The organism is Bradyrhizobium sp. CCBAU 53338, from assembly GCF_015291665.1.
Classification (GTDB): Bacteria; Pseudomonadota; Alphaproteobacteria; order Rhizobiales; family Xanthobacteraceae; genus Bradyrhizobium.
Map to the genome: position 1 here is coordinate 380,564 of NZ_CP030048.1, position 15,532 is coordinate 396,095.

Annotated in this window: 12 protein-coding genes; 10 read left to right on the forward strand and 2 right to left on the reverse strand. The window is 65.3% G+C overall.

Translation table 11 applies throughout. The features are described from left to right. Nucleotides 1-140: 140 nt before the first annotated feature. Entirely contained in the window at nt 141-2,711 is a 2,571-nt protein-coding gene (locus tag XH90_RS01860; protein WP_194478942.1) for an ABC transporter permease, read from the reverse strand. Next, on the reverse strand, nt 2,708-3,430 hold the full coding sequence (locus XH90_RS01865) for an ABC transporter ATP-binding protein (RefSeq protein WP_194478943.1): 723 nt from the start codon (nt 3,428-3,430) through the stop codon (nt 2,708-2,710). The genes XH90_RS01860 and XH90_RS01865 overlap by 4 nt, the downstream gene beginning before the upstream one ends. 55 nt (nt 3,431-3,485) lie before the next feature. Between XH90_RS01865 and XH90_RS01870 the strand changes: the two genes are divergently transcribed. The 10 genes from XH90_RS01870 to XH90_RS01915 all read left to right on the forward strand — a co-directional run bounded on the left by XH90_RS01870 (nt 3,486) and on the right by XH90_RS01915 (nt 15,481). After that, the gene (locus XH90_RS01870) at nt 3,486-4,121 is read left to right on the forward strand and encodes an arylesterase (protein WP_194478944.1); all 636 of its coding nucleotides are present in this window, start codon (nt 3,486-3,488) and stop codon (nt 4,119-4,121) included. 172 nt (nt 4,122-4,293) lie between these two features. Then, on the forward strand, nt 4,294-4,830 hold the full coding sequence (thpR, locus tag XH90_RS01875; RefSeq protein ID WP_194478945.1) for an RNA 2',3'-cyclic phosphodiesterase: 537 nt from the start codon (nt 4,294-4,296) through the stop codon (nt 4,828-4,830). A 147-nt stretch (nt 4,831-4,977) separates the two neighbouring features. Further along, entirely contained in the window at nt 4,978-6,165 is a 1,188-nt protein-coding gene (gene zapE / locus XH90_RS01880) for a cell division protein ZapE (RefSeq protein WP_194478946.1), read from the forward strand. A 232-nt stretch (nt 6,166-6,397) separates the two neighbouring features. Further along, nucleotides 6,398-7,366, forward strand: a complete 969-nt coding sequence (mdh, locus tag XH90_RS01885; RefSeq protein ID WP_027572983.1) for a malate dehydrogenase — start codon at nt 6,398-6,400, stop codon at nt 7,364-7,366. A gap of 201 nt (nt 7,367-7,567) precedes the next feature. Next, nucleotides 7,568-8,764, forward strand: coding sequence for an ADP-forming succinate--CoA ligase subunit beta (gene sucC / locus XH90_RS01890; protein ID WP_194478947.1), 1,197 nt, complete (start codon nt 7,568-7,570; stop codon nt 8,762-8,764). A 4-nt stretch (nt 8,765-8,768) separates the two neighbouring features. Beyond that, complete coding sequence (locus XH90_RS01895) at nt 8,769-9,248, forward strand: DUF1579 family protein (protein ID WP_194478948.1); 480 nt, start codon at nt 8,769-8,771, stop codon at nt 9,246-9,248. A 34-nt stretch (nt 9,249-9,282) separates the two neighbouring features. Further along, a complete protein-coding gene (gene sucD, locus XH90_RS01900; protein WP_194478949.1) occupies nt 9,283-10,167 on the forward strand; it encodes a succinate--CoA ligase subunit alpha in 885 nt (294 codons plus the stop codon). Nucleotides 10,168-10,302: 135 nt separating this feature from the next. Continuing rightward, a complete protein-coding gene (locus XH90_RS01905) occupies nt 10,303-13,260 on the forward strand; it encodes a 2-oxoglutarate dehydrogenase E1 component (protein WP_194478950.1) in 2,958 nt (985 codons plus the stop codon). A gap of 163 nt (nt 13,261-13,423) precedes the next feature. Continuing rightward, nucleotides 13,424-14,665: a 2-oxoglutarate dehydrogenase complex dihydrolipoyllysine-residue succinyltransferase gene (gene odhB / locus XH90_RS01910; protein WP_194478951.1), complete on the forward strand. Its 1,242-nt coding sequence runs from the start codon at nt 13,424-13,426 to the stop codon at nt 14,663-14,665. A gap of 66 nt (nt 14,666-14,731) precedes the next feature. Further along, entirely contained in the window at nt 14,732-15,481 is a 750-nt protein-coding gene (locus XH90_RS01915) for an SDR family oxidoreductase (protein WP_194478952.1), read from the forward strand. Nucleotides 15,482-15,532: the final 51 nt, after the last annotated feature.

Genomic DNA, 15,532 nt, shown 5'->3' on the forward strand with positions numbered 1-15,532 from the left:
CTAACACATTCGCTGCAACCGTCCACGCGCGGCCGAATGTCGCCCTCTACGTGTGCTCCTGACGCAAACCTGACAAGCGGACGGGGTTAGTCGCGGAAATCACGCGATTCCGATCCCGCGCCGCCATCCGCTACCTTTTGTCACAAATTGCGCAACACCGTGGCGGGCTTTTTGTTCAACGCCAGCAGCGTGCCGGCAAGCCCGAGCCCGACGGTGACGACCAGGGCGGCGGCAACCACGCCGGCCGCGCTCGCAGCCTGCCAGACGAAGGTCAGCGTCATCAGCCGCGTCACGATCATCCAGGCCGCGATGCTGCCGGCGATCACGCCGAACATTGCGGTGGCAAGGCCGATCAGCAGATACTCCAGCGCATAGGCACCGAGCAATCGCAGCCGCGTGGCGCCGAGCGTCTTCAGGATCACCGCATCATAGACGCGGTGGCGATGGCCGGCGGCGAGCGCGCCGCCCAGTACCAGGATCGCCGAGATCAGGGTCACGGCGCTGGCGCCGCGGATCGCCAGCGCGAGATTGGTGACGACCGCGCCGACCGTCTCCATCACCTCGCGCACGCGCACGCTCGTCACCATCGGGTAAGCATCCGCGACCTGCTTGATGATCTTGCCGTCGCCGGTCGCATCGCCGCCGGCTTCGGTCAGCGTCGCGATGTGGGTGTGCGGCGCGCCCTTGAAGGCGTTCGGCGAGAACACCAGCACGAAATTGATGCCGAGCCCCTGCCAGTCGATGGTGCGCAGGTTGCCGATCTTCGCCGGGATGTCGCGGCCGAGCACGTTGACGACGATCTCGTCGCCGAGCTTGAGGCCGAGCCCGTCGGCGATCTTCTTCTCCATCGAGACCAGCGGCGGGCCGGAATAGTCGACGCTCCACCATTTGCCCTCGACCACCTTGGAGCCCTTCGGCAGCTCGCCGGTATAGGTGAGGCCGCGGTCGCTCTGCAGCACCCATTCGGAGTCGGTCGTCGGCTTGAGGTCCTCGGCGCGGACGCCGCCGGCGGCGACGATGCGCCCGCGCAGCATCGGCACGTCCTCGACCTTCGATCCCGGTGCGATCTGGCGCAGATAATCGTCGAAGGGTGCGGCCTGCGTGCTCGGAATGTCGATGAAATAGAACGACGGTGCGCGGTCGGGCAGTGCGGCCAGGAACTGCCGGCGCAGATTGCCGTCGATCTGGGTGATGGTGACGAGCACGGCCAGGCCAAGACCGAGCGAGAGCACGACGGACGGCGTCAGCGCGCCCGGGCGGTGGATGTTGGCGATCGCGAGCCGCAGCATGGTGAAGCGCGTGCGCGGCAGCCGGCGCGCGATCGCCATCAGCACCGCGGCGACACCGCGCAGCACGGCGAACACGACCACGGAGGAGACCACGAACACCGCGGCGATGCGCTTGTCGAACGACAGCCCGATCACGACGGCGACGAGCAGCGCGACGACGACGCCCATGAGCACGAGATAGCCAAGGCGCGGCCGGTGCCATTCGGCCGCGATGGTGTCGCGGAACAGCGCTGCGACCGGCACGTCGTGCACGCGCCCGAGCGGCCACAGGCCGAAAGCGAGCGCGGTCAGCAGGCCATAGACGAAGGACAGCGCGAGCTCGTCGGCATGTACGGCCGGCACTACGGGCAGCGGCAACAGTTTTCCGAACAGGCCGACGATGGCAAACGGCATGGCCGCGCCGAGCGCAAGGCCAATCACCGAGCCGATCGCGGCGAGCAGCACGACTTGCGCCAGATAAATGCCGAACACGTCGCGCCCGGTGGCGCCGACGGCCTTGAAGGCCGCGATCACCTCGAGCCGGCGATCGATATGGCTCTTGACCGCGTTGGCGACGCCGACACCGCCGACCAGCAGCGCGGCGAGGCCGACCAGCGTCAGGAACTGCGTGAAGCGGCCGATATTGCGCTCGAGCTGCGGCGAAGCGTTGGAGCGGCTGCGGATCTCCCAACCGGCCTGCGGCGCGGCGTTGCGCGCGGCCGCGATGAAGGCGTCGGTGGCGCGGTCGCTGTTGGCGCTATCAGGCAGCTTCACGCGATAGACCCAGCGCACCAGGCTGCCGGGCTGAACGAGGCCGGTGGCGCGCAAGGCCGCTTCGCTGATCAGGAAGCGTGGCCCGAAACCAATGCCGCTGGCGAGCTTGTCGGGCTCGGCCTCGACGCTCGATCGGATCTGGAAGGTTGCCGAGCCGATGGTGACGCGGTCGCCGATCTTGAGCGACAGCCGCGCCAGCAGCGTCGGGTCGGCAGCCGCGCCGAACGCGCCGTCGCGTTCGGCGAGCAGGTCGCTCAGCGGCAGCTGCGGCGCCAGCGTCAACTGGCCGAGCATCGGATAGGTGTCGTCGACCGCCTTCATCTCGACCAGCGCGAGCTTGCCGTCGGCCGAGCGCGCCATGCCGCGCAAGGTGGAGGCCACGGAGACGGTGCCGCGCGAGCGCAGGAAGGCAACTTCGTCGGGTTTCGCCTCGCGCTGGAACAGCACGAACGAGACGTCGCCGCCGAGCAGCGTGCGGCCCTCGCGTGCAAGACCTTCGCTCAGGCTCGCCGAGACCGAGCCGACACCCGATATCGCCATCACGCCGAGCGCGATGCAGGCGATGAAGACGTAGAAGCCGCGCAGGCCTCCGCGCAATTCGCGCAAGGCATAGCGCAGCGACAGCGCGACGCCGTTCGGCTTCGCAAACGGTTCGACAGCGACGCTCATGCGTTGGTCGTCTGCGTTTCGATGCGCCCCGAGCGCAGGCGGATCACGCGATCGCAGCGATGCGCGAGCGAGGAATCGTGCGTGACCAGCACCAAGGTCATGCCGCGCTCGGCATGCTTGTTGAAGAGCAGGTCGACGATCTGCTTGCCGGTCGCCTCGTCGAGATTGCCGGTCGGCTCATCCGCGACGAGGATGGCGGGATCCGGTGCCAGCGCGCGCGCGAGCGCGACGCGCTGCTGCTCGCCGCCGGAGAGCTGCGTCGGATAATGATGCAGGCGGTCACCGAGCCCGACCGATTGCAGCTCCTCGGCCGCGCGCCTGCTCGCGTCGGGATTGCCGGCAAGCTCGAGCGGCACCGCGACGTTCTCCAGCGCCGTCATGGTCGGGATCAGGTGGAAGGACTGGAAGACGATGCCGACCTGGCGGCCGCGGAAGCGGGCCAGCGCATCCTCGTCGAGGGCATTGAAAGGCGTGCCCGACACCACCACCTCTCCGCTATCAGGACGCTCCAGCCCCGCCATCACCATCAGCAGCGTGGATTTGCCCGAACCTGACGGGCCGATCAGGCCGATCGTCTCCCCCGAGCCGACGCGCAAGCTGATATCCTTGAGGATATGAACGCGTGCCGCCCCCGACCCCAATGAGAGATTGACGTTGGAGATGGCGATGGTGTCCGGCGCAGTGCCGGCGAGCGAAGAGGGAGAGGTGCTGATGTCCATGGTCCGGTCATATGGCAACTCCGCACGCGCGGTCGAGAGGCGTTACGGATTGTTCATGCACATAGCCGTGTTGTTGCTCGCTTTGATGACGTTCGCCAATCCCGCCTGGGCGGACGCGACGAAGCCGATCAAGCTGGTCGTTCTCGGCGATTCCTTGAGCGCCGGTCTGGGCCTTCCGGCCCAGGACGCGTTTCCCGCGAAGCTTCAAAAAGCCTTGCAAGCCAAGGGCATAACGGTCGACATGATCAACGCGGGAGTGTCGGGCGACACCTCGTCCGGCGGCCGCGACCGGCTCGACTGGTCGGTGCCCGACGGAACCGGGGGTGTCATCCTCGAGCTCGGCGCCAACGACGCGATGCGCGGCATCGACCCTGACTTGACGCGGGCGGCGCTGACCGACATCGTTCAGCGTCTCAGGGCGCGCAAGATCGCCGTGATGCTGTGCGGGATGCTGGCGCCGCCGAATTTCGGCGCGGATTATGGCGCGCGCTTCAATTCGATTTATCCGGATCTGGCGAAACAGTTCGACGTGCCGCTCTATCCGTTCTTCCTCGACGGCGTCGCGGCCGACGCCAAGCTCAACCAGGCCGACGGCATTCATCCGACCGCCGAAGGCGTCGACATCGTCGTCAACAACATGCTGCCCACGGTCGAGGCATTCGTGCGCACGATCGGCGAGCAACGCCGTTGAAAAGCAGGCAACGCCAACCGTAATACCCAGGGTTTTCCCGGTGTAGCCGTGGCAACACTTCGCAGAGTCACACAACTGCGATAGGAATCAGGGTACCGGTGATTCGTCGCCGGCTCTAATTTGGATAGGGTTCTGCTCAGGGACCGTACCCAAGCATCGGGAGTGCGAAACGATGCCGCGTTTGTTCACTGGTCTGGAAATTCCGGCCGAGATCGGCCAGTCGCTTTCCAATCTCAGGGGCGGCCTTCCCGGCGCCAGGTGGATCGATCCCGAAAATTATCACGTCACTCTGCGCTTCATCGGCGACATCGACGGCGTCTCCGCCAACGAGATCGCGTCGATGCTGTTTCGCGTCGACCGCAAGCCGTTCGAGGTCAAGGTGCAGGGGTTGACGAGCTTCGGCGGCCGCAAGCCGCGCGCGGTGGTCGCCACCATCGCGCCGAGCAAGCCGCTGATGGATTTGCAGGCCGAGCTCGAACGGATGATGCAGCGGATCGGTCTCGATCCGGAAGGACGCAAGTTCATCCCGCACGTCACGCTGGCCCGTTTGCACGACGCCTCCGACCGCGACGTCGCCGACTATCTCTCGATCCGCGGCTACTTCCCGAGCAAGGCGTTCACTGCGGAGCGGTTCGTGCTGTTCTCCTCGCGCGCATCGACCGGCGGAGGCCCTTACGTGGTCGAGGATGCCTACGAGTTGTGTGAGTAGATCGCTTTCGGCGATGTACGAAGCGGTGGGTCCCCCGGCTCTGCGCCGCAGCGTTACACGCTGCAGCGCGCCCGGGATACGGCGCGCATAGCGCCCCGCACCAATTGACGGCTTGCAATTTCCGCCGGTCTCTGGCGGTAAAGGGCGATGCTCTCCACTCAGGATTCCTCCTTCAGCGAGGCCTATCAGGCCCAGATCGCCTCCGGCGCGATCGAGCCCGATGCCGCGCAGGCCGAGGTCGCCGAGGCCTATGCGGCGCTCGATTTGCGGCTGGCGAACTACAAGCCGAACCGCAAGCAGGGGCTGCTCGCCCGCCTGTTCAGCGGTGGCGACAAGGACGAGGCTCCGCGCGGTCTCTACATCCATGGCGAGGTCGGCCGCGGCAAGACCATGCTGATGGATCTGTTCTTCCAGCACTCGACTGTCGAGCACAAACGCCGCTCGCATTTTCACGAGTTCATGGCGGAAGCGCACGAGCGTATCTACGACTATCGCCAGGGCATCGCGCGCGGCGAGATCGCCGACGGTGACGTCATTGCGCTGACGGCGAACGCGATCTTCGAGGAGAGCTGGCTGCTCTGCTTCGACGAATTCCACGTCACCGACATCGCGGACGCGATGATCCTCGGGCGCCTGTTTGCCAAATTGTTCGAGCTCGGCACCGTCGTGGTCGCGACCTCGAACGTCGCGCCCGACGATCTCTACAAGGGCGGCTTGAACCGCGCGCTGTTCCTGCCCTTCATCAAGCAGATCGCCGACCACATGGACGTCTCGCGGCTCGATGCGCGCACCGACTTCCGGCTGGAGAAACTCCAGGGCGTGCCGATGTGGCTGACGCCGGCGGATGGCGATGCCGACGCCGCGCTCAATCGCGCCTGGGCGAAGATGACCGGCAACGCCAGGTGCAAGTCGCGCGACATCCAGATCAAGGGCCGCACTTTGCACGTGCCGTGCTCGGCCCATGGCGTGGCGCGCTTCAGCTTCGCCGATCTCTGCGAGAAGCCGCTCGGCGCATCCGACTACCTCAGGCTGGCGCACGACTATCACACCATCCTGGTCGACCAGATTCCAGTGATGGACTTCTCCCAGCGCAACGCCGCCAAGCGGTTCATCACGCTGATCGACACGCTCTATGACAATGCCGTGAAGCTGATGGCCTCGGCCGATGCCAACCCGATCTCGCTCTACATCGCGGACGAGGGCACCGAGGCGATGGAGTTCAAGCGGACCTCGTCGCGCCTGATCGAGATGAGCTCGGAATCCTATCTGGCGCTGCCTCACGGCCGCAAGGATTCCACCGCAAGCGGCTCGACCAAGGGCCTGGTGGAGACTTAAGTCCTATTTGCCAGCGCTGTCATTCTGGCCGCTCCCGCGGTCGTCGGCACGCCTCGGAATCTGCCGCGTGACTTTCGGGTTAACGCCTGCGCGCCGGCGGGAATGACAGGGTTGCGCTTGTATACGCGGCAAGCCCGACAATTGGGCATCCACCGACTTGAACGGCGGAAGCGAAAGGGATAACCACCCTCTCAGTTTTCCCCTCCTTAACGTGTCTAAAGGACAGGTTCACATGGCGCGCGACAAGATTGCTTTGATTGGCTCCGGTCAGATCGGCGGAACGCTGGCTCACCTCATCGGCCTGAAAGAACTGGGCGACGTCGTGATGTTCGACATCGCCGAGGGCGTGCCGCAGGGCAAGGCGCTCGACATCGCACAGTCCTCGCCGGTCGACGGCTTCGACGCGCACTACACCGGCGCGAACTCCTACGAGGCGCTCGACAACGCCAAGGTCTGCATCGTCACCGCCGGCGTGCCGCGCAAGCCCGGCATGAGCCGCGACGACCTCCTCTCCATCAACCTCAAGGTCATGGAGCAGGTCGGTGCCGGCATCAAGAAGTACGCGCCCGACGCGTTCGTCATCTGCATCACCAACCCGCTCGACGCCATGGTCTGGGCGCTGCAGAAGGCCTCCGGCCTGCCGCACAAGAAGGTCGTCGGCATGGCCGGCGTGCTCGACTCCGCACGCTTCCGCTACTTCCTGGCCGACGAATTCAACGTCTCGGTCGAAGACGTCACCGCCTTCGTGCTGGGCGGCCATGGCGACACCATGGTGCCGCTGGTGAAGTACTCGACCGTTGCCGGCATTCCGCTGCCCGACCTCGTCAAGATGGGCTGGACCTCGCAGGCGCGCCTCGACGAGATCGTCGACCGCACCCGCAACGGCGGCGCCGAGATCGTCAACCTGCTCAAGACCGGCTCGGCCTTCTACGCACCGGCCGCGTCTGCCATCGCGATGGCCGAGAGCTATCTGAAGGACAAGAAGCGCGTGCTGCCCTGCGCCGCGTACCTGAACGGCGAATACAGCGTGAAGGACATGTATGTCGGCGTGCCCGTCGTGATCGGTTCCAAGGGCGTCGAACGCGTCGTCGAGATCGAACTCGCCGGCAAGGACCGCGAGGCCTTCGACAAGTCGGTCGGCGCCGTGCAGGGCCTGGTAGACGCCTGCAAGAAGATCGCACCCGATCTTCTTGGCCGCTGAGGGCAAGTAATCCCCGCCGAAGATCGAAACCCGGTCTTCGGCGGTTTCATTTCCGGACCCCTGATGACCGGGGCGGGTTCCGGGTCCAAGATTTCGATGTCAAAGAATCCGGGTTGCAGTTCCTGTGGTATATGGTATGCCAGCCACAAGACTGAGGTGGGCCTTCAGGGGTCACCGCCCGCGGGTTCAGGGAGCGACCATATGAATATCCACGAATATCAGGCCAAGGCGCTGCTCGGTGAGTTTGGCGTTCCGATCTCCAAGGGCGTGCCGGTGCTCAAAGCCGCCGACGCGGAGGCCGCCGCCAAGGCGCTGCCCGGCCCGGTCTATGTCGTGAAGAGCCAGATCCACGCTGGCGGCCGCGGCAAGGGCAAGTTCAAGGAAGCCTCGGCCGGCGACAAGGGCGGCGTGCGCATCGCCAAGTCGGCCGCGGAGGTCTCCGAATTCGCCAAGCAGATGCTCGGCGGCACGCTCGTGACCGTGCAGACCGGCCCCGCCGGCAAGCAGGTCAACCGCCTCTACATCGAGGACGGCTCCGACATCGACAAGGAATTCTATCTCTCGATCCTGGTCGATCGCGAGACCTCGCGCGTCTCCTTCGTCGTCTCGACCGAAGGCGGCGTCAACATCGAGGACGTCGCGCACAACACCCCCGAGAAGATCGTGACCTTCTCGGTCGATCCCGCGACCGGCATCATGGGCCATCACGGCCGTACCGTCGCCAAGGCGCTGAACCTCTCGGGTGACCTCGCCAAGCAAGCGGAAAAGCTCACCGCGCAGCTCTACGCGGCCTTCGTCGCCAAGGACATGTCGATGCTGGAGATCAACCCGCTGGTCGTGACCAAGCAGGGCCAGCTCCGCGTGCTCGACGCCAAGGTGTCGTTCGACGACAACGCGCTGTTCCGTCATCCCGAGGTGCTGGCGCTGCGCGACGAGACCGAGGAAGACGCCAAGGAAATCGAGGCGTCCAAATACGACCTCAACTACGTCACGCTCGACGGCAACATCGGCTGCATGGTCAACGGCGCGGGTCTCGCCATGGCGACGATGGACATCATCAAGCTCTACGGCATGGCGCCGGCGAACTTCCTCGACGTCGGCGGCAGCGCCAGCAAGGAGAAGGTCGCGGCCGCGTTCAAGATCATCACCGCGGATCCCAACGTGAAGGGCATCCTGGTCAACATCTTCGGTGGTATCATGAAGTGCGACGTGATCGCCGAGGGCGTCACCGCCGCCGTGCGCGAGGTCGGCCTCAGCGTGCCGCTGGTGGTTCGCCTCGAAGGCACCAACGTCGAACTCGGCAAGAAGATCATCCGTGAATCCGGTCTGAACGTGGTGCCGGCCGACAATCTCGACGACGCCGCGCAGAAGATCGTGAAGGCCGTCAAGGGAGGCTAACGCCATGGCCCAGGACCATCTCTCCGCATCATCCCCGCTTGCAGAGCATACGCGTCTCGCCGCGTTCGCCGGCGAATGGAATGGTGAAGAGATGGTCTTCCCGTCGCGCTGGACCAGCGGCGGGCCGGCCACCTCGCACACCGTTGCGCGCATGGATCTCAACGGATTTTATCTGATCCAGGACAGTGTCCAGATGCGCGACGGCAAGCAGGCCTTCGCCACCCACGGCCTCTTCACCTACGATCGTGACGACCGGACCTACAAATTGTTCTGGTACGACTCGCTCGGCTACACGCCGCCCTCGCCCGCCTCCGGCGGATGGGTCGGCAAGACCCTGACGCTGGTGCGCGGCTCGCTCCGCGGCAATGCGCGCCACGTCTACGAGATCATCGACGACAATTCCTATTCGTTGAAGATCCAGTTCTCGCCGGACGCGGAAGGCTGGACTGACGTGCTCACCGGCGTCTACCGCCGCATCCACTGACCTCTCACTCGTTAGTTTCGCGAAAGCAGACCTCATGTCCATCCTGATCGACAAGAACACCAAGGTCATCTGCCAGGGTTTTACCGGCAAGAACGGTACCTTCCATTCCGAGGCCGCGATTGCCTACGGCACCAAGATGGTCGGCGGCACCTCGCCCGGCAAAGGCGGTTCGACCCATCTGAACCTGCCGGTGTTCGACACCGTGCGTGAGGCGCGCGAGAGGACCGGTGCCGATGCGTCCGTGATCTACGTGCCGCCGCCGGGCGCGGCCGACGCGATCTGCGAAGCCATCGACGCCGAGATCCCGCTGATCGTCTGCATCACCGAGGGCATCCCCGTCGTCGACATGGTGCGCGTGAAGCGCTCGCTGATCGGCTCCAAGTCGCGCCTGATCGGGCCGAACTGCCCGGGCGTCATGACCGCTGGCGAGTGCAAGATCGGCATCATGCCGGCCAACATCTTCAAGACCGGCTCGGTCGGCATCGTCTCCCGTTCGGGCACGCTAACCTATGAAGCCGTGTTCCAGACCTCCCAGGAAGGCCTCGGCCAGACCACCGCGGTCGGCATCGGCGGCGACCCGGTGAAGGGCACCGAGTTCATCGACGTCCTGGAAATGCTCCTCGCCGACCCCAAGACCGAGTCGATCATCATGATCGGCGAGATCGGCGGTTCCGCCGAGGAAGACGCCGCCCAGTTCCTCAAGGACGAGGCCAAGCGCGGCCGCAAGAAGCCGATGGTCGGTTTCATCGCCGGTGTCACGGCCCCTCCCGGCCGCCGCATGGGCCACGCCGGCGCGATCATTTCGGGCGGCAAGGGCGATGCCGGCTCCAAGACCGAAGCGATGAAATCCGCAGGGATTACAGTGTCTCCGTCGCCGGCACGGCTCGGCCATACGCTTGCCGAAAAGTTGAAAGGCTAATTCACTCCTTCGTGCTTTTCCGGGCGAAGTTTCGCAGCAAATAGGGTAAAGGGTGCCTGTCGCGTCGAGTCCTGTCGGGGAGCTCGGCGCCAGCGCCGTTTGTTATGCGCGAACCGAAATCGCCAGGAACCCAGTATGTCTCGCCAGGACGCGAACGCAGCCTTTGCCCTGTCATCCTTTTTGCAGGGCACCAACGCCACCTACATCGACGAAATCTACGCCCGCTACGAGAAGGATCCGTCCTCGGTCGACGCCGAGTGGCAGGAGTTCTTCAAGAGCCTCAACGATCAGCCCGCTGACGTCCGCAAGAACGCCGAGGGCCCGTCCTGGGAGCGCGACAACTGGCCACTGACCCCGAAGGACGACCTGACCTCCGCGCTCGACGGCAATTGGGCCGAGGTCGAAAAGGCTGTCGGCGCCAAGATCGCCGCCAAGGCGCAGGCCAAGGGCGCGGATGTCTCTTCCGCCGACGTGCTCCAGGCCACGCGCGACTCCGTCCGCGCCTTGATGCTGATCCGCTCCTACCGCATGCGGGGCCACTTCCACGCCAAGCTCGATCCGCTCGGGATCGAGGCCCCGCGCAACCGCGAAGAGCTCGACCCGCGCACCTACGGCTTCACGGAAGCCGATTTCGACCGCAAGATCTTCCTCGATCACGTGCTCGGTCTCGAATACGCCAACCTGCGTGAAATCACCGCGATCTGCGAGCGTACCTACTGCCAGACGCTCGGCGTCGAGTTCATGCACATCAGCAATGCCGCGCAGAAGGCCTGGATCCAGGAGCGCATCGAGGGGCCGGACAAGGAAATCTCCTTCACCCGCGAAGGCCGCCGCGCCATCCTGATGAAGCTGGTCGAAGCCGAGGGCTTCGAAAAATTCTGCGACACCAAGTTCACCGGCACCAAGCGCTTCGGCCTCGACGGCGGCGAATCGCTGATCCCCGCGCTCGAGCAGATCATCAAGCGCGGCGGCAATCTCGGCGTGAAGGAAGTCGTGCTGGGCATGCCGCATCGCGGTCGCCTCAACGTGCTGACGCAGGTGATGGGCAAGGCCCATCGCGCGCTGTTCCACGAGTTCAAGGGCGGCTCGGCCAACCCCGACGCGGTCGAAGGTTCGGGCGACGTCAAGTATCACCTCGGCGCCTCCTCGGACCGCGAGTTCGACGGCAACCGCATCCATCTGTCGCTGACCGCCAACCCCTCGCATCTCGAGATCGTCGATCCCGTCGTGCTCGGCAAGGTCCGCGCCAAGCAGGACCAGCATGGCGATCCGCCGGACCAGCGCATCTCGGTGATGCCGCTGCTCATGCACGGCGACGCGGCGTTCGCGGGCCAGGGTGTGGTTGCCGAATGCTTCGGTCTGTCGGACCTGAAGGGCTACCGCACCGGCGGCTCCGTGCATTTCATCGTGAACAACCAGATCGGCTTCACCACCTATCCGCGCTACTCGCGCTCCTCGCCCTATCCGTCCGACGTGGCGAAGATGATCGACGCGCCGATCTTCCACGTCAACGGCGACGATCCGGAAGCCGTGGTGTTCGCGGCCAAGGTCGCGACCGAGTTCCGGCAGAAATTCCACAAGCCCGTCGTCATCGACATGTTCTGCTACCGCAGGCATGGCCACAACGAAGGCGACGAGCCGGCGTTCACCCAGCCGGTGATGTACAAGAAGATCGCGGCTCACCCCACGACGCTGGAGCTCTACTCCCGCCGTCTGGTCAGCGAAGGCGTGATGACCCAGGGCGAGGTCGACAAGGCCAAGGCCGATTGGCGCGCCCGTCTCGATGCCGAGTTCGAGGCCGGCACCTCCTACAAGCCGAACAAGGCCGACTGGCTCGACGGCAAGTGGGCGGGCTTCAAGATCGCCGACCAGGAAGAAGATGCGCGCCGCGGCGTCACCGGTGTCGAACTCACCGAGCTGAAGGACATCGGCCGCAAGATCACCAAGGTACCGGACGGTTTCCGCGTCCACCGCACCATCCAGCGCTTCCTCGAGAACCGTTCCAAGGCGATCGACACCGGCGCCGGCATCGACTGGGCGACCGGCGAAGCGCTGGCGTTCTGCACGCTGCTCGCCGAAAACCATCACGTCCGTCTGTCCGGGCAGGATTCGGAGCGCGGCACCTTCTCGCAGCGTCACTCGGTCCTGATCGACCAGGAGGACGAGAGCCGCTACACGCCGTTCAACCATCTCGGCAACGAGCAGGGCCATTACGAGGTCATCAACTCGCTGCTGTCGGAAGAAGCGGTGCTCGGCTTCGAATACGGCTATTCGCTCGCCGAGCCGAACACGCTGACCCTGTGGGAAGCCCAGTTCGGCGACTTCGCCAACGGCGCGCAGGTCGTGTTCGACCAGTTCATCTCCTCGGGCGAGCGCAAATGGCTGCGCATGTCCGGCCTCGTCTGCCTCCTGCCGCACGGCTATGAGGGCCAGGGACCGGAGCATTCCTCGGCGCGTCTGGAGCGTTACCTGCAGATGTGCGCGGAAGACAACATGCAGGTTGTCTACCCGACCACGCCGGCGAACTACTTCCACGTGCTGCGCCGCCAGCTGCATCGCGAGATCCGCAAGCCGCTGATCATGATGACGCCGAAGTCGCTGCTGCGTCACAAGCGTGCGGTCTCGCGTCTCGAGGAACTCGCCAAGGGCACGACCTTCCACCGCATCCTGTACGATGACGCCCAGATGCTGCCGAACGAGCCGATCAAGCTCGTCCCGGACGAGAAGATCCGCCGCATCGTGCTGTGCTCCGGCAAGGTCTATTACGACCTCTACGAGGAGCGCGAGAAGCGTGGCATCGACGACATCTATCTGATGCGCGTCGAGCAGCTCTATCCGGTGCCGCTGAAGGCGCTGGTGGCCGAGCTGTCCCGCTTCAAGAAGGCGGAAGTGATCTGGTGCCAGGAAGAGCCGCGCAACATGGGTGCCTGGCACTTCATCGAACCCTATCTGGAATGGGTGCTGAACCAGGTGAACGGTGTGAGCCGGCGTCCGCGTTATGTCGGCCGCGCCGCTTCCGCCGCGACCGCCACTGGCCTGATGTCCAAGCATCAGGCGCAGTTGAAGGCGTTCCTGGACGAAGCATTGAGCTGAGAAGTTTTTAGGACGCTGTCATCGCCCGCGAAGGCGGGCGATCCAGTACGCCGTGACGGTCGTGATGACCACGACCGCCGCGGAGTACTGGATGCCCCGCCTTCGCGGGGCATGACACCAGTAGAATTCATGACCGCATTGGCGATCCCTTAAGGAAAAGACCATGACTGAAATTCGTGTGCCGACGCTCGGCGAATCCGTCACCGAGGCCACCATCGGCCGCTGGTTCAAGAAGGCTGGCGACCCGGTCGCCGTCGACGAGCCCTTGGTGGAGCTCGAGACCGACAAGGTCACCATCGAGGTCCCGGCGCCCTCCGCCGGCACGCTGAGCGAGATCATCGCCGCCGACGGCGCGACCGTTGCTGTGGGCGCGCTGCTCGGCCAGATCACCGATGGCGCCGGTGCCGCCAAGCCCGCCGCCGCGCCGGCCAAGCCTGCTGCTGCTCCGGCACCCGCCGCCGCCGCCCCGGCTGCTGCTCCCGCCGCAAAGGCGCCGCCGGCCGACGCGCCGCTCGCCCCGTCCGTGCGCAAGCTCTCGGCTGAGAGCGGCGTCGATGCCTCGACCGTCCCGGGCTCCGGCAAGGACGGCCGCGTCACCAAGGGCGACATGCTCGCCGCGATCGAACGTGCGGCCTCCGCGCCGACCCCGGTCAACCAGCCGGCCGCCGCCGTGCAGGTCCGTGCGCCGTCGCCGGCCGATGACGCCGCCCGCGAAGAGCGCGTCAAGATGACCCGCCTGCGCCAGACCATCGCGCGCCGCCTCAAGGACGTGCAGAACACCGCGGCCATGCTGACGACCTTCAACGAGGTCGACATGACCAACGTCATGGCGCTGCGTACCCACTACAAGGATGCGTTCGAAAAGAAGCACGGCTCCAAGCTCGGCTTCATGGGCTTCTTCACCAAGGCCGTCGTGCAGGCGCTGAAGGACATCCCAGCCGTCAACGCCGAGATCGACGGCACCGATCTGATCTACAAGAACTACTACCACATCGGCGTTGCCGTCGGCACCGACAAGGGCCTCGTCGTGCCCGTGGTGCGCGACTGCGACCACAAGTCGATCGCCGACATCGAGAAGGGCATCGCCGATTTCGGTCGCCGCGCCCGTGACGGCCAGCTCAAGATCGACGAGATGCAGGGCGGCACCTTCACCATCACCAATGGCGGCATCTACGGCTCGCTGATGTCGACCCCGATCCTGAACGCGCCGCAATCCGGCATCCTCGGCATGCACAAGATTCAGGATCGTCCGATGGTCGTCGGCGGCAAGATCGAGGTCCGCCCGATGATGTATCTGGCGCTGTCCTACGATCACCGCGTCATCGACGGCAAGGAAGCCGTCACCTTCCTGGTTCGCGTCAAGGAGAGCCTGGAAGATCCGGCGCGCCTGGTGCTCGATCTCTGATCCCTGATGCTCTGCGAGCGCCGTCGCGATCGTAGCGGCGGCGCCTGTCGAACCATGGAGGCGCGCATGACGGATAAAGTCGTTGTCATCACCGGCGGCAGCCGCGGCATTGGTCGTGCGACTGCGATTGCGGCGGCCGCGCGCGGCTACCGCGTCGTGGTCGGCTATGCCAGCAACAAGAAGGCCGCCGACGAGGTCGTTGCCGAGATCGAAGCCAGCAACGGCAAGGCGATCGCGGTGAGATGCGATGTCGCCGAGGAACGCGACATCATCGACCTGTTCAAGCAGGCCGACAAGTTCGGCACGCTCGGTGCGCTCGTCAACAATGGCGGCATCGTCGGCCAGAGCGGGGTGCGCGTCGACGAGATGTCGGCCGAGCGTATCCAGCGCGTGCTCGCGGTCAACGTCACCGGCTCCATCCTCTGCGCGCGCGAAGCGGTGAAGCGGATGTCGACCAGGCATGGCGGCAAGGGCGGCGTCATCGTCAACCTGTCGTCGGTTGCCGCCAAGCTCGGCGCGCCCAACACCTATGTCGACTACGCCGCATCCAAGGGCGCGGTGGATTCCTTCACCATCGGACTCGGCTACGAGGTCGCGGCCGAAGGCATCCGCGTCGCCGCGATCCGCCCCGGCCTGATCGATACGGAGATCCACGCCTCAGGCGGCGAGCCCGACCGGCATCATCGCCTGGCCCATATGGTGCCGATGAAGCGCGTCGGCACCGCGGATGAAATCGCCAACGCCATCGTCTGGCTGATGTCGGACGATGCCTCCTACGTTACCTCGGCCATTCTCGATGTGTCCGGCGGACGCTGACGCGCCGCGCGGACGCTGACACATCCTCACAACGCCAAACCTACGGGACTT

What these genes read in the sequence shown, in the direction of transcription:
- XH90_RS01860 (WP_194478942.1), bottom strand. Translation starts at nt 2,711, where the DNA reads ATGAGCGTCGCTGTCGAACCGTTTGCGAAGCCGAACGGCGTCGCGCTG.
- XH90_RS01865 (WP_194478943.1), bottom strand. Translation starts at nt 3,430, where the DNA reads ATGGACATCAGCACCTCTCCCTCTTCGCTCGCCGGCACTGCGCCGGAC.
- XH90_RS01870 (WP_194478944.1), top strand. Translation starts at nt 3,486, where the DNA reads ATGCACATAGCCGTGTTGTTGCTCGCTTTGATGACGTTCGCCAATCCC.
- thpR (WP_194478945.1), top strand. Translation starts at nt 4,294, where the DNA reads ATGCCGCGTTTGTTCACTGGTCTGGAAATTCCGGCCGAGATCGGCCAG.
- zapE (WP_194478946.1), top strand. Translation starts at nt 4,978, where the DNA reads ATGCTCTCCACTCAGGATTCCTCCTTCAGCGAGGCCTATCAGGCCCAG.
- mdh (WP_027572983.1), top strand. Translation starts at nt 6,398, where the DNA reads ATGGCGCGCGACAAGATTGCTTTGATTGGCTCCGGTCAGATCGGCGGA.
- sucC (WP_194478947.1), top strand. Translation starts at nt 7,568, where the DNA reads ATGAATATCCACGAATATCAGGCCAAGGCGCTGCTCGGTGAGTTTGGC.
- XH90_RS01895 (WP_194478948.1), top strand. Translation starts at nt 8,769, where the DNA reads ATGGCCCAGGACCATCTCTCCGCATCATCCCCGCTTGCAGAGCATACG.
- sucD (WP_194478949.1), top strand. Translation starts at nt 9,283, where the DNA reads ATGTCCATCCTGATCGACAAGAACACCAAGGTCATCTGCCAGGGTTTT.
- XH90_RS01905 (WP_194478950.1), top strand. Translation starts at nt 10,303, where the DNA reads ATGTCTCGCCAGGACGCGAACGCAGCCTTTGCCCTGTCATCCTTTTTG.
- odhB (WP_194478951.1), top strand. Translation starts at nt 13,424, where the DNA reads ATGACTGAAATTCGTGTGCCGACGCTCGGCGAATCCGTCACCGAGGCC.
- XH90_RS01915 (WP_194478952.1), top strand. Translation starts at nt 14,732, where the DNA reads ATGACGGATAAAGTCGTTGTCATCACCGGCGGCAGCCGCGGCATTGGT.